Below are 20,455 nucleotides of genomic sequence, written 5' to 3'. Positions count from 1 at the left end.
GGCCTAAAGCGCCTTGATCGGGCCGAAGGACAATAATCCCCGGCGATAATTCATGATGATCCGCCCGCGCGTCGGCCCGCTGCCGACGATCATCGTGGCGGCTGCGGCCTTGGGCTTGCCCATGCCCAGCTTCGGGTTACCGCCAAAGCCGACGCCGTCGACCGATAGCCCGAATTTCCGATTGCCGTCGCGATCATGCAGCACGCTGACCGCATAACGGCCAGGCCCCGGCACGCGGATGCAAATTTGCGCCACATGGCCATTTTGCGTCGCAACTTGCTCGACCGGGGCTTCCACACGGCGGAATGTCTTGCCTTGGGAAATCAGGATATTGTCGTCCTGAAGAAAATCCTGATCATTGGCCGGATAGACTTCCGCCTTCAGGCGGCCTTCGCGATCCTTCAGCCCCACTATGTCCAGCAGCAGGGAAGGGCCGTTCTCGCCGGGGCGACAGCGCGCCTCCGCCTTGCCCAGATCCGGGGTCGACGGGATGGTCGGCACCGCCGCGGCGGCGATGATGCCGATCGTCCAAAGGGCCGGAATTGTCATGCCTGCCTCCGCTGCTTCACAAGCCCGCTCACGCCCAGGATCAATCCGACCAGCAGATGCGCGGCCAGCAGCAGGCTGGCGATCACGGCCAGAACCTGGGCAATTTCCAGTTCACGCCCGACGAGGAACACCGCGACGCCTGCGAACAGCACGTCCTTGTTAGGCACCATCGGCAGGCGGGAGAGGACCAGCCGCAGCGTCGAGAGCATGAACCACCAGCTCAGCGCCACATCGGGCAGCAGCAGGTGCCACAATGTCGCATAAAGCAGCACATTGGCGACGATCCGCGCCAGATGCACCCCCGCCACCATCCGCCGTTCGGGCCAGGGCAGGCTGAAAACCTTGCGGCTGAACAGGATGGGGCCAAAGGATGTGGCCACGAGGATGGTGAGCGAAATGCCCAGCGCCCGCCCGTCCATCGCCAGCCGCAGCGATGACAGCAGTGGCAGCGTGAAGAGCAGCATCGCCAGCGTGACAATATTGCCCATCACGCCCGACAATATCGCGGAATCCTTGACTGCGCCGAAGGGCGATCCGGCCATCGTCACATGCCGCCGCGCCCAGGCGTAGAAATAGACATCGCCAAGATAACCAAGCAGCAGTTCGTTGCTGATCCGCTTGCGAAACAAGGCCGACAGACCACCGGCTGGTATCGACCATAATCGGTTGAAGATGACCCAGTCGCACACCGGCGTCAGGCTGTATGTCACGGCAAACAGCAACCAGAAGAGCGGCGTTCGCGGCAGCATCGCGACAAGCTTGTGAAAATCGAAGGAGCCGATCTGGACGAATACGACCGCCAGTATCGCAAAGGAGATGAGCGGACCGAACCATGCCGTCCAGTTGCGGCCAGACCGCACCAGCGGTGTCGGGTCCAATATGGCGCGCGCACCCTGCGGGTTGATCAGCGGGGCAAGGGTATCGGCTTGGCTCATGACAGCTGCGCCTCCAGAGGGGATTGCGAATGGAGCGTGGCAAGCGCGGCGTGGCGCCGGCGCGGGGACTGGGTCAGCATGTGACGGAAAAGCGCGCGATAGGCTGGCATGGCGCGTTCGATGGTAAACGACGCCGCCTTTGCGCAGGCGCGCGGACGATCCTGCATATCGCTGTGCGCGGCACGGATGGCATCAGCGAACGCCGCTTCATCCTCGCCATCGACCAGCGTGCCGAGCGCGCCATCGTCAAGCAGGGGCGCCATGCTGGCGCAGCATCGGGTGGCGATGATCGGAAGGCCGCACGCCAGCGCTTCGACTACCACGCCCGGCTGCCCTTCATAGCGGGATGACAGCAGCAACACGTCATGGTCCGGCAACTGGCGTCGGACATCCGCGCTAAATCCGGCAAAACAAAGCTTTCCCGCGATGCCGAGACGGGCGGCCAGACGTTCGAGCCCGTCACGCGCGCGCCCTTGTCCAAATATGGTCAGCCTGTCGTCCGGACCGCTTCCCGCCGCGAAAGCGCGCAGCATCAGCGGATAGTTTTTCTGCCGTTCCAACCGGCCAACCGCCACGAAATGCCTGCCCCGGCGCGGCAGCGACGATGACGGCAATGGCGCGACGTCATCGAGATCGGCCAGCGCCAGCACCGGATTGGGCACGACATGCAGGCGCGCATGATCAACACCCATCCGTGCTGCGACTTCCCGTGCCATCGGATCGGACAGGGCGGCAAAATGGTCGATCGCCCTGCCCTGCATGCGCAGCCAAAGCCGATAAAAGGGCCGCATGATCCATGGCATGTCGGATCGCATCAGGTCGTTGCTGATCTTGGCCAGAATGAGCGGGCAGCGCCGCCCCAGCCGCAATTTCAACAGCACGGCCACGATCGCATAGACGTTGCCAGCACAAAACAGAATGTCGGGCCGGTACGCATCAATGGCGCGCGCCGTAGCGACCAAAAGGCGCAGGCTGGCCAGGCGTCGGCCGATCAACGGCCAGGCCGGAAGATATTGGGTGACGTCGCCGGGCGGCATTTCATGCTGCATCGACCCTTCAGGGCTGCCAAGGAGCAAGCGCACGTCCATCCCGTCCCGCCGCCAACCGTTGATCAGCCGCAGCGCAATGCGTTCGACCCCACCGGGGCCGGGCCCATGCAGAAAGACCAGAACGCGCGGTGACAAAGCCGCTTCACGGTTGCTGCCGACGATAGCATTGTCGCTTGGCGGTAACGGCGGACGAGAGCAGTGCATGACCCGCCCATGTCGGATATTCATAACAGGCTGATGCATTATTCGTGACGGAATGATGAAGGCTGGACGAACCGCTTGTCATGGTTGCGCCGATCATGAAGCCGTCACAAATGTCGGCATATAGGGTGGAGATGCTCGTCTCTCTCCTTTTGCCGGTGCTGCTTGCCGTTCAGGGCGCGGCGCAGCCAGCCGTCCCTGCCGACAGCGCGCCGGTGACCCTGCGCATAGAGGCAGAGGAAGCGCGGCAGGGCGTCGCTTCCGATGGCGTTCATATTTATGCGATCGATAATGACCGGATCGGCAAATATCGGATCAGCGACGGCGTGCGCATCGCGCAATGGAAGGGCGACCGGACATTATTTGCGCATATGAACAGCTGCACGGTGGTAGGCCGTGAACTGATATGCGCCGCGTCCAACTATCCGGCGGTGCCACAAACGAGCGCTGTCGAAATCTTTGATACCAGCAGCCTGCGCCATATACGCAGCATCAGCCTGGGCATGGGGCCAGGATCATTGACCGCGCTTGATCGGCATGATGGGGCATGGTGGGCGATGTTCGCCAATTATGACGGCAAGGGCAGGGAAGCCGACCGCGACCATCGCTACACGACCCTCGTACAGCTTGACGATCAGTTCCGGCAGTTGCGGGGATGGCTGTTCCCGGCAGAGGTGCTGGCGCGTTTTGCGCCTTTCAGCTGTTCGGGCATGAGCTGGGGACCGGACGGGCGACTATATGTCACGGGGCATGATCGGCCCGAACTCTATGTCATGCGCCTGCCAAGCGCTGGATCGACGCTGGAGTTGCTGGCGACTATCCCCATCGCGACGGAGGGGCAGGCGATCGATTGGGACCCCAAGACACCCCATCGCCTCTGGTCGATTATGCGCGGCCAGTCCATTATTGCGGCCAGCGACATCCGATGGAATGATGGCAAGCCGGACTAGACGCCCGGCCTACCGCATCATGCGCTCACATCTTCGACCGGCGGAAGCCTTGCTTTCAAAGAATGCGGGCGAAACCGGCCACGCCTTCGGCTGCTGGCGCCGATATTGTCGTGGAACTTGCAACGGGTAAAACCGGGCTACCACCGAAGCCGAACATCGCCTCGATATTGCGTACGCAGAGCGCCACATTCTCGTCCGCCAGCCTGTACCAGACCTGCTTGGCTTCCTTACGGGTTTGAACGAGGTCTGCGCGGCGCAGTTCGGCCAGTTGCTGGCTGAGCGCTGGCTGGCCGATGGAGGTGATGTCGGCGATTTCCCCGACATTATACTCGCCGCGCAGCAGGCAGGACAAGATCATCAGGCGCTGGGCCTGGGCGAATGTCTTGATCTTGTCCGCCGCAGCCGCGGCTGCATCGCGATCCTGGTAAAGCGCGGTCATGGCTGGGGCGCCATCCGGCAGAACCAATCGGGCGCGGCGTCGGTGCCTTGCGCAGGCGGCAGCAAGACGGGCTGATCGGGCATCCAGCCTTCCGGCGTCAGGCTGGTACCGCCATCGACCCGTTGCAACGCGCATAGCAGGCGCAGCATTTCATCCACGGATCGACCGACATTGTGGGGATAGGCCGTGGTCGCGCGGATCACGCCCTGCGGATCGATGAAGAAGGTCGTCCGCATGGTCATGCTGTCCGCCGCATCCTCGTCGATCATGCCATAGGCGCGGCCAACGGCCATACTGGGGTCTTCGATGATCGGGAAGTCGATCTCTACATCGAACAGATCGCGCAGCGCCCGGACCCAGGCGATGTGGGAATAAAGGCTGTCGACGGACACGCCCACCAACCGGCAGTCGCGCGCTGCAAAGTCCGCCTGCCGCCGTGCAAGGGCAACAAACTCGGTGCTGCACACCGGCGTGAAATCAGCCGGATGGGAAAAGAAGATCACCCACTGTCCCCGCAGCGCCGACAACTGAAAATCGCCCATTGTCGAGCGTGCCCGAAAATCGGGTGCGGGGGAACCGATACGAAGCGGGATCGGGCGGGCAGTCGTGACATCATTCATGGCGCTTTCCTGCAACTGCCAGAGGCGTGTTGCAACCCCTTGACGATTTCATATTATATAAATACATGGTATGTGTAAATATTAAATTGAAGGAGAGTCGCATGACCGATCCCGCACTTGAAAAAGCCTTTGTACAGGTCAGTGTCGCCAGAAGCGGAGTGCCGGTGGTCAAGGCCTTCTTCGATGCACCGACCTTCACATTTACCTATGTGGTCCATGACGCCGAAACCCGTCGCGCGGCCGTGATCGACAGCGTGCTGACCTATGATCCCGCCGCTGGACGCACGGGCCATGAAGCGGTCGAACCAGTCATCGCCTATGTGGAAGCGCAGGGGTTGAGCGTCGACTGGCATCTGGAAACCCACGCCCATGCCGACCATCTGTCGGCGGCACCCTATCTTCAGCAGAAACTGGGCGGCAAGATCGCGATCGGCGCGCATATCTGCGAAGTGCAGCACACCTTTGGCGCGCTGTTCAACGCAGGTACGACGTTCCAGCGTGACGGGTCGGACTTCGACCATCTGTGGGCCGATGGCGACCAGTTCATGATCGGCAATATCGCGGTCACGGTGCTGCATGTCCCCGGCCATACCCCGGCCTGTGTCGCCTATGTCATCGGCGACGCAGCGTTTGTGGGCGACACCATGTTCATGCCTGATTATGGCACGGCCCGCGCCGACTTCCCCGGCGGCGATGCACGCACCTTGTTCCGGTCGCTCCGCCGCCTGCTGGAATTGCCGCCGGAAACCCGGCTGTTCCTGTGCCACGATTATCTGCCCGAAGGGCGCGATCATTATGCCTGGGAAACCACGGTCGCCGAACAGCGCCGCGCCAATATCCACGCGCATGACGGCGTGAGCGAGGATGATTTCGTCGCCATGCGCGAAGCGCGCGACGCCACCCTCGACATGCCCCGCCTCATCCTGCCATTGGTGCAGGTGAATATGCGCGCAGGCCATCTGCCGCCGCCCGACGACAATGGCGTCACCTATCTCAAAATCCCGGTTAACCAGCTATGATAGCGGGGTTTCCAGATGCGCAGCCAGTTGCGGGCCTGATCGGCGGCCTCATGATCGGGCTGGCTGCCGCGATCATGTTGCTGGGGCTGGGGCGGATCGCCGGGGTCAGCGGGCTTGCGGCGCGGGCCATCGGCCTGTCTGCCAGCGGCCCGCCGCGCGGCGTGGCGATAGCATTCACCGTTGGATTGCCTGTTGGCGCGGTCCTGGTTGCACTGCTGTCAGATGGCATCCCTGCCACCTTTCCAGCGCCCGGCCTGTTGATCGTCGCGGGTCTGATCGTGGGATTTGGCACGCGGCTGGGATCGGGCTGCACCAGCGGCCATGGGGTATGCGGCCTGTCGCGCCTGTCCCGCCGATCGATCGTGGCGACTGCCTTGTTCATGGGCAGCGGCTTTGCAACCGTGGCGCTCATGCGCCTGACGGGCATGATATGATGCGGATCATCATTGCCTTGTTGTCGGGCGCACTGTTTGGCGGCGGGCTTGCCATTTCGGGCATGGCAGACCCCATGCGGGTTCGCGCCTTCCTTGACCTGTTCGGCGCGTGGGACCCCACGCTCGCCTTCGTCATGGGCGGCGCGATGATCCCGATGGCGCTTGCATGGATGGTCCAAAGACGGGTCGGCCGCCCCTTTGCGGACCGCGCTTTTGCTCTGCCCGACACGCGCGCGATCGACGGCAAGCTGGCGCTTGGCGCAATAGTGTTCGGTATCGGCTGGGGCATTGGCGGGCTGTGCCCCGGTCCCGCCATTGCCAGCCTCGCGCTTTCCCCGGCGGCGGCCGCACCCTTCGCGCTGGCCATGCTGGGCGGCATGGCGATCCATCATTTCACGATAAAATCATAACCGGCCGCGCCGGATAGAGGAGGTTCATCATGGCCATCAAGCAATTGACCCCGACGCTGAGTGTCACCGCGCAACTAACCCCGGCGGATATAGCGCAAGCAGCGGCGATGGGCTTCCGTGCGATCCTGTGCAACCGCCCCGATGGCGAAGGCGCGGACCAGCCGACGGCAGAGGAGATGGGCGCCGCTGCCCGGGCCGCGGGACTGGACTTTGCCTATGTCCCTGCGGTGGCCGGGGCGCTGACCGATGCCGATGCCATCGCCATGCGAGCCGCGCTCGACAGCCTGCCGGGACCAGTGCTTGCCTATTGCCGGTCGGGCGCGCGCGCGGAAAAGCTGGCGGAGATGGCGGGGGCATTGGTCCGTCAGGACGCTGCCCATTATGACGTTGTAATCGTGGGCGGTGGCAGCGCCGGGATCGCGACCGCCGCCAGCATTCTAAAACGGCGGCGGAGCATCCGCCTTGCGATCATCGAACCCAGTGAGGCCCATTATTATCAGCCCGGCTGGACCATGGTGGGTGCTGGCGTGTTCGACAGAGGCTTTACACGGCGTGAGGAAGCGCGACTCATTCCGCGCGGCGTGACGTGGATCAAGGCTTCGGCTAGTGCTTTCCTGCCCGATGAGAAGCAGGTGGTGCTGCATGACGACCGACGGGTCTCCTATGGCGTGCTGATCGTTTGTCCGGGCGTAAAATTGGACTGGAACGCCATCCCCGGTCTGTCGGAAGCCTTGGGCAATGACGGCGTGACCTCCAACTATCGCTACGATCCGGCCCCCTATACCAATCGGCTCGTCAAACAGTTCAAGCGTGGCCGCGCGCTGTTCACCCAGCCGCCCATGCCGATCAAATGCGCGGGCGCGCCGCAGAAGGCGATGTATCTGTCCTGCCATCGCTGGGAGAAGGCCGGCATGCTGGGCAATTGCGACGTGCAGTTCCATACGGCGGGCGCCGTCCTGTTCGGCGTTCCCGCCTATGTCCCGGCGTTGATGGACTATGTCAGGCGCTACGGCATCAACCTGAACTTCGGGTCGAAGCTGGTCGAAATAGATGGGGTGTCCAAAACCGCGATCTTCGAGCAGGCGGACGGCGACAGTGTTCGGCGCGTGGCCGAGCGGTTCGACATGATCCACGTCGTGCCGCCACAAATGGCCCCCGATTTCATCCGCCATAGCCCTCTGGCGGCGGCCTCTGGCTTTGTCGAGGTAGATGAAGCTACGCTCCGCCACCCGCGCTATCCGGACATTTACGCCCTTGGCGACGCCTGTTCGGCGTCCAATGCCAAAACCATGGCGGCCGCGCGCAAGCAGGCGCCGGTGGTCGCGGTCAACGCGCTGGCGGCACTGGATGGCCAGCCGCCTGTCGCGACCTATGACGGCTATGGCAGTTGCCCGCTGACGGTCGAGGCAGGCAAGATCGTGCTGGCTGAATTTGGCTATGGCGGCAAGTTGATGCCAAGCTTCCCCAACTGGTTGATCGATGGCACCCGGCCTTCGCGCCTGTCCTGGCTGCTGAAGGACACGATCCTGCCGCCCGTCTACTGGCACGGGATGCTCAAGGGGCGCGAGTGGATGGTAAAGCCCTGCCTGATCGGCGCGCAGTCATGATAACGAACATGCAATATCTGCTGGGCGGCCTGTCGGGCGGCCTGGTCGGCTTCGTGCTGGGCCTTGTCGGCGGGGGCGGATCGATCCTCGCCGTGCCGTTGATGGTCTATCTCGTCGGCGTGCCCAACGCCCATGTCGCCATCGGCACCAGCGCTCTGGCTGTCGCGGCCAATGCGGCAGCCGGCCTCGCCAGCCATGCCCGCGCGCATCATGTCAAATGGCGGTGCGGCGGCATCTATGCGGCGGCCGGGATCGTAGGCGCGCTCGCCGGATCGACCTTTGGCAAGATGGTCGATGGCGACAAGCTGCTGTTCCTCTTTGCATTGGTCATGCTACTCGTCGGTGTGCTGATGCTGAAAGGGCGCGGCAATCCGGGCAATCCGGGGGCCGAATGCAATCGGGAAAAGGCGCCCAAGGTCGTCACCTATGGATTGGGGTCGGGATTATTTTCCGGCTTTTTCGGTATTGGCGGCGGTTTCCTGATCGTGCCCGGACTGGTGGCATCGACGGGCATGCCCATGTTGATGGCGGTCGGCACGTCGCTTGTCGCGGTGACGGCTTTTGGCCTCACAACGGCCGCGAACTACGCCTTTTCGGGTCTGGTCGACTGGCCGCTCGCTGGGATATTCGTGGTCGGTGGTGTTGTCGGCAGCATTGGTGGCACGCGGCTGGCCGAAACGCTGGGCGGCAAGACGGGACGGCTGACCATGGTCTTTGCCGGGCTGATCTTCATCGTCGCGCTCTACATGCTCTGGCGCAGCGCGGCTGCCTTTTTGCCCGGCATGACAATCTGACCAATCCTCTTCCCCCTCCCCGCCTGCTACATGGCGGGTGAAAGGACATGCCCATGTTCGACTCGCTTGACCCACTGCTTCTTGCCCGCGCGCAATTCGCCTTCACGGTGAGTTTTCACTTCCTGTTTCCTGCCTTTTCCATAGGCCTTGCCAGTTATCTGATGGTGTTGGAGGGACTATGGCTGGCGACCGGCAAGGGCGTTTACGCCAATCTGTTCCGCTATTGGCTCAAGATTTTCGCGGTCGTATTCGCCATGGGCGTGGTGTCGGGCCTGGTCATGTCATATCAGTTCGGCACCAACTGGTCGGTCTTTTCCGATAAGGCCGGCCCGATCATTGGCCCGTTGATGGCCTATGAGGTGTTGACTGCCTTCTTCCTGGAGGCCGGCTTTCTGGGCGTCATGCTGTTCGGCATCAACAAGGTGGGGCGCAAGCTGCATTTCACGGCTACTTGCGCAGTCGCGATCGGCACCTTCATTTCGGCCTTCTGGATATTGTCGGTCAACAGCTGGATGCAAACACCGACAGGCTATGAGATCGGCGCGAACGGACAGTTTCTGCCAGGCCCAAGCTGGACAGCGATCATATTCAATCCCAGCTTCCCCTACCGGCTGGTCCATACCGTGCTGGCCGCCTATCTGACGACGGCCTTTGCGGTCGGTGGCGTCGGCGCCTGGCACCTCCTCAAAGACCGGACCAATCCCGGCGCGCGCACCATGTTTTCCATGGCGATGTGGATGGCGGCGATCGTCGCACCAATCCAGATATTTGCAGGCGACATGCATGGCCTCAACACGCTGGAGCATCAGCCGGTCAAGGTGATGGCGATGGAAGGCCATTATGAGAGCCATCCTGACGGTGCGCCGCTGATCCTGTTCGGCATTCCCGACAGCGCCAAGAAGCGCGTCGATTACGCCATCTCCATCCCCAAGGCGTCGTCGCTAATCCTCAAACATGATCTGAATGCCCCCATGAAGGGGCTGGACAGCGTACCCGATGCCGATCAGCCCCCGGTGGGTATCGTGTTCTGGGCGTTTCGCGTCATGGTCGGCTTAGGGCTTGCAATGCTGGGCCTTGGTCTGTGGAGCCTGATCGCCCGCTGGCGCGGCAAATTGCATGAATGGACGTGGCTGCATCGCGCGGCGTTACTGCTGGGACCATCGGGTTTCATCGCAGTGCTGGCGGGCTGGATCGTAACCGAAGTCGGGCGGCAGCCCTTCACCGTCTATGGCCTGCTACGCACTACCGCCAGCGCTTCGCCGCTGGATGCGCCCGCGGTCGCAGCATCGCTACTGGCGTTCGTCCTTGTCTATTTCAGCGTGTTCGGCATGGGCATCTGGTATCTGCTGCACCTTATGAAGAAGCCACCGCAAGCCCATGAAAGTACGCTGGACGGCGCGCCGATCCGCACCGCCGGCATCACACCTGCACCCGCCATCGAAGGAGGCGAAGGATGATCGACCTGACTGTCATCTGGGCCGCCATCATCGGCTTTGCGATCATCGCCTATGTCGTGATGGATGGGTTTGACCTTGGCATCGGCATCCTCTTCCCGCTGTTCAAGGTGGGGAAGGATCGCGACACGGCGATGAACAGCATCGCGCCGGTATGGGACGGTAACGAAACCTGGCTGGTGCTGGGCGGCGGCGGCCTGCTCGCTGCCTTTCCCCTCGCCTATGCCATCATCCTGCCCGCCCTGTATGCGCCGCTGATCGCGATGCTGCTGGGCCTTGTCCTGCGCGGCGTGGCGTTCGAGTTCCGCTGGCGCGATCCGACCCACAGGGCGATGTGGGACCGCGCCTTTACCGGCGGTTCGGCAGTGGCGACCTTTGCCCAAGGTGTGGCGCTGGGCGCATTGTTGCAGGGGATCAGCGTGGAGGGACGCGCCTATGCCGGTGGCTGGTGGGAATGGCTGTCGCCCTTCTCGCTGCTGACCGGGGTTGCCCTCATGGTGGGCTACGCCCTGCTGGGTGCCTGCTGGCTCAACTGGAAGACGGAAGGCGGGTTGCAGCGGCAGGTGGTGACCTATGCCGGACGGCTGGGCATCGCGCTGCTCATTCTGATCGGCGCGGTCAGCCTGGCCACATTGACATTGGAGGCTAGCTACCAGAGCCGCTGGCTCTCCTGGCCCGGCGTACTTGCCACAGCGCAGGTGCCGCTGGCGACCGTCATCGTCACCGCGCTATTCTATCGCAGCCTGTCGCAGCGCAAGGACGCACAGCCTTTTCTCTGGGCGCTCGCGCTGTTTGGCCTTTGCCTGCTGGGACTGGGGATTTCGATATGGCCCTATGTCATCCCTGCCCGCGTCACGATCTGGGAAGCGGCGGCCCCCTATCGCAGCCAGTTGTTCATGCTGGTGGGCGGGGCCGTTCTGGTGCCGGTGATCCTGGCTTATACCGCCTGGGCCTATTGGGTGTTCCGGGGCAAGGTCGACAGCGAAGGATATCATTGATGCGCGCGCGCTTGGTGAAGCTCGGCTGGTTCGTCGGCATATGGACGGCGAGCGTTGCCGCGCTGCTGCTGGTATCGCTGGGACTGCGTTACTGGCTGATGTAATGGCTCGGCCGTCGGTCGGATGCCCTGCCCTACCCTAGCTCAGGTCTGCCCATTGTCATGATCTAGGCGTTTCTGCCGGATCATGACGAGCGGACTCCGCTTCCGCATCTGTCTCGGCCGGCGGTGGCAGGAAGGAAAGCGAGAGCGCGTGGTAAAGCCGCTCCTTCGAGACGGTCTGTGCAACCACATCGGCGATCAGCGCCGAGGCGAGCAGCGGCATCATCAAGCCGCGGCTGGCCGTTGTTTCCGAGATGATTATGACCGCAGTCAGCGGTGCCCGAACGACGCCGGTAAAGTAAGCGACCATGCCCAGCAGCACGATCGCGCCACCCGGATAGGTCGGGAACAGCCAGCGAAGCATGTCGCCGACACCCGCACCGACCGACAGAGACGGCGCGAAGATCCCGCCGGGCATGCCCGACACCGCCGTTGCAAGCGTCGTCGCCAGCTTGGCCAAGCCATACCAGTGGGGCGCATCGGCCCCGGTGATGATCGCGCGCGCCGCGCTGTAGCCGGTGCCCCATGTCAGCCCGGTGGCGACCCCGATGATCGCGACGATGGCGCCAAGCAGCCCGGCGAACAGCATAGGTCGCGCCCGCAGCCACGCGACGGGCGACCAGCGCGTGCGCCCTGTCGCCAGTACAGCGCGCGAAAAGAACGCGCCCATCAGCCCGCCCAGCACGCCAGCGCAGGGCGCTGCCAGCATCGTCTCACGCACTGACAGCGTCTGCCGCATGACACCGAAATAGACATAGTCGCCCGACAGGCCGAGGCTGGTCATGCCCGCGATGAGCACGGCGGTCATGACGAGCAAGGTCATGCGCTGTTCATAGGCAGCAGCCAGTTCCTCGATAGCGAAGGCAACGCCGGCAAGCGGGGTATTGAAAGCGCCAGCGACGCCAGCTGCGCCACCTGCGATAAACACCGACGCGCGCAGGGGGATGGCCATGATCCGGTGCGCATAGCCCATGATCGACGCCGCGACCTGAACGGTCGGGCCTTCACGACCGGTCGATGCACCAACAAGCAGCGTGCCGATCGTCAGGCCAAGCTTTACGATGACGATCCGCGCCGACACGAGCGCCGACATGGCATGATCGGGATCGCGCGTAGCCGCCATGACTTGGGGTATGCCCGACCCGCGCGCTGCAGGCGCGAGGCGAGCGGTGATGCCGGCAATGGCGGCATAGCCCAGCGGCGTGACGATCAGCGGCGCCCACCACCAGCGCATGGCTAGGACGGTAAAGCGTTCGCCCGCCCAGTCGGCGAGATGCGCGAACAGTAGGGCGACCAGGCCGATCGTGACTGCGCCGCCAAGAATAGCGACACGTCGCCGCCATACGGGCGCGGTGGGGCCATGTTCGCGCAGCAGATCGCGCGCCTGTTCGGGAAGATTCACCATGATCCGTCCGCCATAGCGCGTAACACTGCGGAAGTCAGGCAAAGCCGCCCGGCAAATGCGATAATCATGCGGAGCCGCCCAGCCAACCAATATCGTCCCGCAGTCGGCGCTTGTAATCCGGAGCCGCCAACGCCCGGAGCAGAAGGTCGGCGCGACCGACAACCACGTCGCGACATGCCCCGTCCAGCTTCCCCTCCGCCAGCGTCCGAAACGCGCGCGCCTGGTCAACAAGCGTGGCAATCCGCCCAGCATCGTCGCAGCTAAGCGCGACATCGCCGAGCGCCTCCAGGAAGCGCTTACCCGCGATCCTGTCCGCACTGGCATATTGAGCAAGCGCACCGAACGCGCGATCAATGAAGCCGTCGAACGTCACCGGATAGGCAATGACCCGCAGCGCATGGTCTTCGTCAGTGCGCAGGTGCGATGGAAGGTCGCGCCGGGCCAGTTCCGCCATCGCCGCGCCAAGCCAATCGAGGCAGCTGTTCGCGGTGAACGGGTCATTGACCCCCGGCGAAAGGGCGCGCGCGGCGATCTCCACCAGTTCATCGATCAGGAAGCGCAGATCCTGCAGAGCCGTGCGCCGCGCGCCGACCGCGAAGGCTTCACGCAACGCCTTCACCGCATCCTCGCCGCATCGTTCGGCGGGCCAGGCTTCCAGCAGCACGCTGCCATTATGCGCGAAGTCGCCGGACTGATATTGCAGGCGGATCACCAGATCATGCTCACGCGCCGCCGCCAGCAGCGTGCCTTCGTCGATCAACTGGATATAGCCGATGTTCTTCGATCGAACAGGCGTCCGGCGCTCATATTCGGCAGAGGTCGCGTCTTCGCGGAAGGCGGAGGGAACAGACGGATTGTCCGGGCGCTCGCCGAGCGCTTCGCCTATGTAAGTCGGAAAGCGGGAGTCTATCTCCTCAATCAATCGGTCGCCAATGCGTTCGATCACATTGTTGATATGTATCCGCATCGGCACATGGTGAATGAAGAAGATCAGCACCGCGATCGAACAGAGGACGAGGATCAACGCCACCAGCAGCGCCAGTTGCGGCACGAATGCGGGTGCGCTCGCGCCGCTTTCCCCGGCCGATCGTATCGTGCGCAACACCGTCAGCGAATAGACGAAGGTCGCGATAAAGGTACCCAGCGTTACCTGGTTACCGCGATCGGACATGAAGTTGCTGAGCAAGCGCGGGCCATACTGGCCGGAGGCGTAGACAACGGCGGCGATCGTCACCGAAAAGGTGGTGCCGGCCACCCCGATCATCGACCCGCCGATCGAGGACAGCAGGGCGCGGGCACCATCGGGACGCGCGGCATAGAGCCACGGCATCCCGTCCATCCAGGTCGAACCAGCGTGGCTGTCGACATAGACCATTCCCGACGCCAGCAGCAGAGCGGCGATGGCCATGATCGTCGGCACGAACCAGTAGCTTTCGCGCAGGTCGTTGGACAGTCGCAGCAGGCGTGCCTTCATGACTGGTTCCTCGCATCGGCAGCAGTGAGCCGTTCCAGCACCCGCTTGATCGTTCCGCCCTGAACAATGACGGAGAACAGGACGACGACATAAGTGGCGGCAAGGATCACCGAACGCGCAGGCCCATCGGGCAATCCGAGCGCCAGCGCAATTGAGATGCCGCCACGCAAGCCGCCCCAGATCAGGGTGACCGGCACAACCCGGCCATATCGGTGCCCTGGCCGGATCGCACGAAGCGGCAGCAACACCGACAGCGAGCGAGCGACGAGCGCCAGAGGAATGGCAGCCAGTCCGAGGACGAGGAGCCGCAGATCAGCGGGGATCGTCACGACCTCCAGCCCGATCAGCAGGAACAGCACAGTGTTCAATATATCGTCGATCAGATCCCAGAATTTATGGAGATAATCGCGCGTGGTCTCGCTCATCGCATGCGCGACCCCGGCATTGCCGATGATGAGCCCCGCCACCGCCATCGCTACCGGGCCGCTGGCATGCAGCGGCCGGGCAATCGCATAGCCGCCCATCACGACTGCAAGGCTGATCAACACCTCGACCTTATAGTCGTCGATCGAACGCATCATCCGGAACGCCAGCCACCCGACGATCAGTCCGAGCAGGACGCCGCCGCCTGCCTCCACCGCGAACAGTTCTGCCGCATGCGCCATTGAAAATGCATCGCCAGACAGGGCGGATGCCAGGAGAATGGTGAAGATGACAACGCCGACACCATCGTTGAAAAGGCTCTCGCCGGCCACCGTCGCCTCCAGCGTGGGCGAGACATTCGCGCGTTTGAGTACCCCCATCACCGACACCGGATCGGTCGGGCTGATGAGCGCCCCGAACACGAAGCACCAGATCGCTGGCAAATCGAACCCGATCGCGCGGGCGAGCAGCAGGAAGCCACCACCGATAAGGGCGGTGGAAAGTGCTACACCGATCGTACTCAACACAATGATCGGCCAGCGCCCGCGCCGCATCTCCCCCCAGTCGACGTGGAGCGCGCCCGCGAAAAGCAGGAAGGAAAGCATCCCGTCCATCAACGTGGTGTGGAAATCAATGCCGGCGATGAACCGAACGACGTCGCGCGCAAAGTCCGCGCCGGGCAGAATTCGGTCGATCCCGACCACGAGCAATGAAGCAATCGCACCCATCACGGTCAACCCGATCGAGGAGGGCAGCTTCAAATAGCGATAGTTGAAATATCCAAGAGCGGCGGCGAGGACGATGAGGATCGCTGCCGCGTCAAACGGCGTCAGCCTGAGGCCGCCGATCATTGTGCGTCCCCGATAGACAGGCTGAAGCGTTGCCCCCCGCCTGGCGCGGGGGCGGCACGGATGCCCTGCGTCGCCAGCAGGGCGGCCACCGCCATCGCGCGGCGCTGGGTCAGGTTGGGGCGTGCTGGCGGTTCGCCGACCGGCAATCCGGGCACAGCCAGCATCGGCACGTTCCAGCGTTGTGCCGCCCAGATGGACGTCAGCACTGCAGCGCGCGCCGTTGGATCGAGCGTATCGACATTATCGGCGAAGGCGATCTCCGGCAGCGGGCCTTGCGGCGGTACGATCGCAACATTCCAGCCATCGGTTTCGGCTGCGGCGCGTTCCTCCAATGTGCGATAGGTGGCGACGGTCGCACCCGGCAGCGGAACGGCGGCTGCGGTCGCGCGGCGGTGATCGCGGTCGATCGTCACATCATCGCTGGCAACTCCGGTGATCAGGGCGATCATCCGCGCCAGCGCGGCCATGCGCTGCGCCTCCAAATTTGTCTGTTCGCCCGCTTGCCGCAATTCCTCCCGCTGCGCGTCGAGCGCGCCGGCGCCCGGTTCGAGCAGGATCTGATCGATATCGAGCCGAACCGGATAGCCAAGCGCCGTCTCGATCGCCTGCTGCAGATCCGCGGTTCTCTGGGTCCGATTGCGTGGCGTGATGACGACCGCACGGACGACATTGGGATTGCGGTCGAACGCCACTTCCAACTGGGTCACGCGCGCATCGCCGCCGAAGCGTTCGTTCAGCAACGATCGAACGCTGGATATCGTCAGCGCCTCACGGGCAATGCGGTTGAGCGACAGGCCGAGCGGCACGGCCATGACGGCAAAGACGAGCAGCAGCACCACGGTCTGCGCCCAGCTCTGGCGGCTGGAGAGATGATGCCCGAAGCCATAATAGCGCGCCATCACCGTTGCGGAGAGCGAGATGGTAATGAAGTTGGTGACAAATAGCGCAAGCGCGCCCCCCAGCACCGGCAGGTTCCAGGTCGCAAGACCATAGCCCACTACGGCGAGCGGCGGCATCAACGCCGTGGCGATGGCGACGCCCACGATCGTCTCGCCCCGGCCGCGAATGATCGCGAAGCTGCCGGCCAGCGCGGCAAATAGCGCGACGCCAAGGTCAAAGAGATTGGGGCGCGTGCGCGCGACAATCTCCGCCGTGGGCGCCTGCAATGGCGAGGCTGTCACAATCAGCGCCGTGAAGGCAACGGCAGCGAAGGAGCCGATAGCAAGCGCCAGCAGCGATCGTCGCATCTCCGCGAAATCGAACAGCGCAAGGCTGAATCCGAAGCCCAGAATTGGACTCATCAATGGCGAGATCAGCATCGCGCCGATCACAACCGCCGGGGATGATAGCAGCAGGCCGAGCACCGCGATGCCCGCGGACATCATCGTCATGAAACCATAGCGGGGCGACCATCCACTTTCGTCGATGATGCGAGCGACGACCGCCTGATGGTCGATTGTGCCGACGACGCGCCGCCGCCACCAGCGATACAGGGCTAGCCGGGCCAGTCCGGCATTCACCCGCCTGCCCGCGACATATGCGCGTTCGGTTAATCCTTCCATGCTCATTCCGCCATGTCCCCCGATGCATGTAGCGCCACGTTTCCTGCCCGATGCAGCACGGCAAAGCCGATCAGCCCGGAGACAAACGACCCCGTCAAAATGCCGATCTTGGCCTGCGCTTGCAGCAATGGACTGTCGGGAAACGCAACAAGCGTGATGAAGATGCTCATCGTAAAGCCAATACCGCAAAGAAGCGCTATGCCCAGCATCTGGATACGGCTCGCATGGGCGGGAAAATCCGCTATCCCCATGCGGACAGCCAAGGATGAGAAGCAAAACACGCCGATCGCCTTCCCGAATATCAGCCCGGCGGCGGCACCGAATGTGACGGGCGCCATCAACGCGCCGGACGGCAATCCGAGCAATGGCACGCCAGCATTCGCCAAGCCGAAAATCGGAACAACGATAAAGCCGACGGGCTTTTGCAGCGCGCGCTCGAGACGATGCAAGGGGCTGTCGCAGTCAGCGTCGGAGCGGCCAGGGGTGCGCTCCATCGGTATGGCAAAGGCCAGTATGACGCCAGCCAGCGTCGCGTGCAGGCCCGACCACAATATCAGTAGCCAGAGGAGCAGCCCAACCAGCAGGTAGGGCGACAAGCGGCGAACCCCGAAACGGTTGAACCCGATCAGGGCAAAAATTGCGAGGATCGCGCCCGCAAGATAAGGCAGCGAAAGGCCAGACGTGTAAAAAGCCGCGATGATGATCACCGCACCCAGATCATCAATGATCGCCAGCGCAGCCAGAAATATGCGCAGCGATCCCGGCACCCGCCTTCCAAGAAGCGCAATGACGCCCAGCGCAAATGCGATGTCGGTCGCTGCCGGGATCGCCCATCCGATTGCTGTCGAACCTCGATTAAAACCAAGGTAGATCAGCGCCGGAACGATCATTCCGCCAAGCGCAGCCACACCTGGCAGGGCGCGCCGCGGCCATGTGGAAAGTTGGCCATCCAGAATCTCTCGCTTGATCTCCAGCCCGACCAACAGGAAGAATATCGTCATCAGGCCATCGTTGATCCAGTGTTCCAGCGAAAGCGGTCCGACGTTGGCATGGAGGATTGCAGCATAATCCTGCGCCAAGGGCGAGTTGGCGATCAGCAGTGCCGCGACCGCAGCGCCCATCAGCACGATTCCAGCGGACGACTGCGCTTCAAGAAAGCGCCGGATCGCGCTCGGGTGCGCGTGGGGGTGGTACATGATATGATCGTCCGAATACGGCTAATGGTCGCTGGCGGCCCGACCAGCGTGAATACCTGCCCGCACCTGCATATGGAAAACGAACACCCGGCGCCTCCATCGCATCGGCGGGGGGCAACCGCAACCGCTTCCGGGATTTTCTGACCAAGGTCGTAGTCCTCAAGCGCTCCTGTCATGGCGCCGCTGCACCATAGGGGTGAACAGCCGTTCTCTCAGCCCTTCCGCCTTGAGTGTTGACGCTGCCGAGATCGATGTTTGACGGGACGTGATGGAGCACGAAGGTCAGGGCATTGCATTTCCGACAACGGACGTGATCTTGACTAAGCACGTATCCGCGGTGGCGATCCGTATCAGGATGAGACCGCCGCGAAATGTTGCAGCCGGGCGCCCCTCAGTGCAATTTCGCGAAGTTTGGCAAGGTCGGTGAATATCATGGAGCCCTGGTGGAGCGACATGATGCCTAATTCCTGAAACTCGTGCAGCACCTTGTTTACGGTCTGTCGGGCGGTGCCAACCATCGCCGCGAGTTCGGACTGCGAGAGCCGCCGGGACAGACCGATTCCATCGTCGCGCGCAACGCCGAAGGTTTCCGTAATGTCGAGAAGGCGCTGGGCGAGCCTTGAAGACACTTCGTCGAACGTAGCCGCCGCAAAATAGTCGCTGAGCAGCCGCATATGCCGCGACAGCAGCTTCAGCAGGGCATCGTTCAGTTCGGGATGCGCTTGCCGCAGTCTGTTTATAGTCGCGCGGTCGAACACCTGCAATGTCACGTGGTCAAACGCTTCTGCGGTATGGGGGCGCGGTCCTTCGTCAACGACGCTGCTGGTGCCGAAACAATCGCCGGGGCTGAACAACTGGTACAGAAGATCGCGGCCATCATCGCCGATCAGCGACAGTCTGACCGTCCCGGATACAAGCCGGAACATATCCCGGCCTTCTTCGGACTGCAAATAGATCGAACTGCGTGCAGGAAAGTGGCGCGTTTTGCCTTCCGCCAGAAACGCCCGCACATCGCTCGGATCGAAACCAGCACTGACCGATATGCCTGCACGTTCAATGCGTTGCAGGCATATCGGCTTTCTCTACTTACACATTTTCCAGGACTGAAGCGCGGCACCGCACCGCCAATTGCCTGCTATAATCCGGGACCGTTCCACTCTTTCGAAACGCCAATCCTCTGAGATTTACTTCGCAATGCCGGGCTGGCTCCTCGCCCAGCTGACAGGTTGAATTGACGGTTAGAACGTTTTCCGCACAAACCATGTCAGGCGCGCTCAGTTGCGATAAGCCATTGGGACGTTCCCCGGACCTTGCGTGCCTGATCCCGCTTGCATTCCAGGCAGAGGCGCGGCACCCAGCGCCCATGGACATAGAGAAAGATCTGGAAACTACTCTCCTCGGCCCCGTCCTCTCAAACCGGGATTGTGGCGATTGCACGATCTGCTGCACCGTTTTGACTGTCGATACGCCCGATTTCCAGAAGCCGGCTGGCAAAAGCTGTCCTCAACTCACCGCTCAAGGATGCAGCATTCATGCCGTGCGTCCGCATATTTGCCGGACCTGGTTTTGCGCTTGGCGCAGGATCGCCGACATGCCGGACGAAGCCCGTCCCGACCGGTCCGGCATCTTGGTGTCGCTCGATTTCGTCCGCCAACCTCGAAATTGTTTCGAAGGCGTGTCCATATTGGTTCGCCTGCTCCCTGGCAGCGATGCCATAGAAAATGGCATGGCCCGATCCATTCTGGACAGGCTTTGCGATCGGTTGGTGCCTGTCTGGTTTACCGACGGCGCAAAGAAGATGCTGATGCACCCCGAAAATGATGTGGCCACCCTCGTCATGTCAGGAGCCGCAGCGCCTGCACATTTGAAAGACGAGGTGGCGGCCTGGCGAGAGCGATATGCAGTGTTCGCTACCAAGGCATAGCGAAAGGGCGGCATTGCGACGGAAGGCCAGTATAAGAGATTGAGGGGGGCACTCCCCGCC

General features: G+C 62.8%; 21 protein-coding genes. 10 read left to right on the top strand and 11 right to left on the bottom strand.

What is annotated here, in order from left to right; translation table 11 throughout:
- Positions 1-3 precede the first annotated feature (3 nt).
- From IWY39_RS22055 to IWY39_RS22045, 3 genes are read right to left on the bottom strand one after another with little or no spacing between them, the layout of a single operon-like run.
- Positions 4-549, bottom strand: coding sequence for a DUF2141 domain-containing protein (locus IWY39_RS22055; RefSeq protein ID WP_017181628.1), 546 nt, complete (start codon positions 547-549; stop codon positions 4-6).
- The gene (locus tag IWY39_RS22050) at positions 546-1,484 is read right to left on the bottom strand and encodes a hypothetical protein (protein WP_017181627.1); all 939 of its coding nucleotides are present in this window, start codon (positions 1,482-1,484) and stop codon (positions 546-548) included. The genes IWY39_RS22055 and IWY39_RS22050 overlap by 4 nt, the downstream gene beginning before the upstream one ends.
- On the bottom strand, positions 1,481-2,737 hold the full coding sequence (locus tag IWY39_RS22045; RefSeq protein WP_229380611.1) for a glycosyltransferase: 1,257 nt from the start codon (positions 2,735-2,737) through the stop codon (positions 1,481-1,483). Before IWY39_RS22045 ends, IWY39_RS22050 begins: the two co-directional genes overlap by 4 nt.
- 110 nt (positions 2,738-2,847) lie before the next feature.
- Between IWY39_RS22045 and IWY39_RS22040 the strand changes: the two genes are divergently transcribed.
- A complete protein-coding gene (locus IWY39_RS22040) occupies positions 2,848-3,684 on the top strand; it encodes a hypothetical protein (RefSeq protein ID WP_409994369.1) in 837 nt (278 codons plus the stop codon).
- Between the two features lie 55 nt (positions 3,685-3,739).
- On the opposite strand, the gene IWY39_RS22035 is transcribed toward IWY39_RS22040, so the two are convergent.
- Together IWY39_RS22035 and IWY39_RS22030 are read right to left on the bottom strand one after the other, a co-directional pair.
- The gene (locus IWY39_RS22035; RefSeq protein WP_107124517.1) at positions 3,740-4,123 is read right to left on the bottom strand and encodes an ArsR/SmtB family transcription factor; all 384 of its coding nucleotides are present in this window, start codon (positions 4,121-4,123) and stop codon (positions 3,740-3,742) included.
- Positions 4,120-4,743 (bottom strand): peroxiredoxin, encoded by a 624-nt coding sequence (locus IWY39_RS22030; RefSeq protein ID WP_107124683.1) that lies wholly within the window; start codon positions 4,741-4,743, stop codon positions 4,120-4,122. The genes IWY39_RS22035 and IWY39_RS22030 overlap by 4 nt, the downstream gene beginning before the upstream one ends.
- Before the next feature lie 101 nt (positions 4,744-4,844).
- Between IWY39_RS22030 and IWY39_RS22025 the strand changes: the two genes are divergently transcribed.
- Genes IWY39_RS22025 through IWY39_RS21990 form a run of 8 tightly spaced genes read left to right on the top strand, consistent with a single transcriptional unit; the run spans position 4,845 to position 11,563 of the window.
- On the top strand, positions 4,845-5,762 hold the full coding sequence (locus IWY39_RS22025) for an MBL fold metallo-hydrolase (RefSeq protein ID WP_107124516.1): 918 nt from the start codon (positions 4,845-4,847) through the stop codon (positions 5,760-5,762).
- Positions 5,759-6,196: a YeeE/YedE family protein gene (locus IWY39_RS22020; RefSeq protein ID WP_107124515.1), complete on the top strand. Its 438-nt coding sequence runs from the start codon at positions 5,759-5,761 to the stop codon at positions 6,194-6,196. Before IWY39_RS22025 ends, IWY39_RS22020 begins: the two co-directional genes overlap by 4 nt.
- Positions 6,193-6,606, top strand: coding sequence for a DUF6691 family protein (locus tag IWY39_RS22015; protein ID WP_107124514.1), 414 nt, complete (start codon positions 6,193-6,195; stop codon positions 6,604-6,606). Before IWY39_RS22020 ends, IWY39_RS22015 begins: the two co-directional genes overlap by 4 nt.
- 29 nt (positions 6,607-6,635) lie before the next feature.
- Positions 6,636-8,213 carry a bifunctional protein tyrosine phosphatase family protein/NAD(P)/FAD-dependent oxidoreductase gene (locus tag IWY39_RS22010; RefSeq protein WP_107124513.1) on the top strand — a complete coding sequence of 526 codons (1,578 nt, stop codon included), beginning with the start codon at positions 6,636-6,638 and terminating at the stop codon, positions 8,211-8,213.
- Positions 8,210-9,007: a sulfite exporter TauE/SafE family protein gene (locus IWY39_RS22005; protein ID WP_107124512.1), complete on the top strand. Its 798-nt coding sequence runs from the start codon at positions 8,210-8,212 to the stop codon at positions 9,005-9,007. Before IWY39_RS22010 ends, IWY39_RS22005 begins: the two co-directional genes overlap by 4 nt.
- 53 nt (positions 9,008-9,060) lie before the next feature.
- Positions 9,061-10,464 (top strand): cytochrome ubiquinol oxidase subunit I, encoded by a 1,404-nt coding sequence (locus IWY39_RS22000; RefSeq protein WP_107124511.1) that lies wholly within the window; start codon positions 9,061-9,063, stop codon positions 10,462-10,464.
- On the top strand, positions 10,461-11,459 hold the full coding sequence (gene cydB / locus IWY39_RS21995; RefSeq protein ID WP_107124510.1) for a cytochrome d ubiquinol oxidase subunit II: 999 nt from the start codon (positions 10,461-10,463) through the stop codon (positions 11,457-11,459). Before IWY39_RS22000 ends, cydB begins: the two co-directional genes overlap by 4 nt.
- Entirely contained in the window at positions 11,459-11,563 is a 105-nt protein-coding gene (locus IWY39_RS21990) for a DUF2474 family protein (protein WP_107124509.1), read from the top strand. The genes cydB and IWY39_RS21990 overlap by 1 nt, the downstream gene beginning before the upstream one ends.
- A 55-nt stretch (positions 11,564-11,618) precedes the next feature.
- On the opposite strand, the gene IWY39_RS21985 is transcribed toward IWY39_RS21990, so the two are convergent.
- The 6 genes from IWY39_RS21985 to IWY39_RS21960 all read right to left on the bottom strand — a co-directional run bounded on the left by IWY39_RS21985 (position 11,619) and on the right by IWY39_RS21960 (position 19,481).
- Positions 11,619-12,965 (bottom strand): chloride channel protein, encoded by a 1,347-nt coding sequence (locus IWY39_RS21985; protein ID WP_107124682.1) that lies wholly within the window; start codon positions 12,963-12,965, stop codon positions 11,619-11,621.
- A 64-nt stretch (positions 12,966-13,029) separates the two neighbouring features.
- Positions 13,030-14,439, bottom strand: a complete 1,410-nt coding sequence (locus tag IWY39_RS21980) for a DUF2254 domain-containing protein (protein ID WP_107124508.1) — start codon at positions 14,437-14,439, stop codon at positions 13,030-13,032.
- Positions 14,436-15,713 carry a cation:proton antiporter gene (locus IWY39_RS21975; RefSeq protein ID WP_107124507.1) on the bottom strand — a complete coding sequence of 426 codons (1,278 nt, stop codon included), beginning with the start codon at positions 15,711-15,713 and terminating at the stop codon, positions 14,436-14,438. Before IWY39_RS21975 ends, IWY39_RS21980 begins: the two co-directional genes overlap by 4 nt.
- Positions 15,710-17,281, bottom strand: coding sequence for a DUF389 domain-containing protein (locus tag IWY39_RS21970; RefSeq protein WP_107124506.1), 1,572 nt, complete (start codon positions 17,279-17,281; stop codon positions 15,710-15,712). Before IWY39_RS21970 ends, IWY39_RS21975 begins: the two co-directional genes overlap by 4 nt.
- Positions 17,278-18,471: a Na+/H+ antiporter NhaA gene (gene nhaA, locus IWY39_RS21965; RefSeq protein ID WP_107124505.1), complete on the bottom strand. Its 1,194-nt coding sequence runs from the start codon at positions 18,469-18,471 to the stop codon at positions 17,278-17,280. Before nhaA ends, IWY39_RS21970 begins: the two co-directional genes overlap by 4 nt.
- 350 nt (positions 18,472-18,821) lie before the next feature.
- Entirely contained in the window at positions 18,822-19,481 is a 660-nt protein-coding gene (locus IWY39_RS21960) for a Crp/Fnr family transcriptional regulator (protein WP_107124504.1), read from the bottom strand.
- Positions 19,482-19,834: 353 nt separating this feature from the next.
- Between IWY39_RS21960 and IWY39_RS21955 the strand changes: the two genes are divergently transcribed.
- Entirely contained in the window at positions 19,835-20,395 is a 561-nt protein-coding gene (locus IWY39_RS21955) for a zinc/iron-chelating domain-containing protein (protein WP_107124503.1), read from the top strand.
- Positions 20,396-20,455 lie beyond the last annotated feature (60 nt).

It is taken from the genome of Sphingobium sp. JAI105, from assembly GCF_015752145.1.
Classification (GTDB): domain Bacteria; phylum Pseudomonadota; class Alphaproteobacteria; order Sphingomonadales; family Sphingomonadaceae; genus Sphingobium; species Sphingobium xenophagum.
This window is presented reverse-complemented; position numbering and strand designations above follow the sequence as displayed.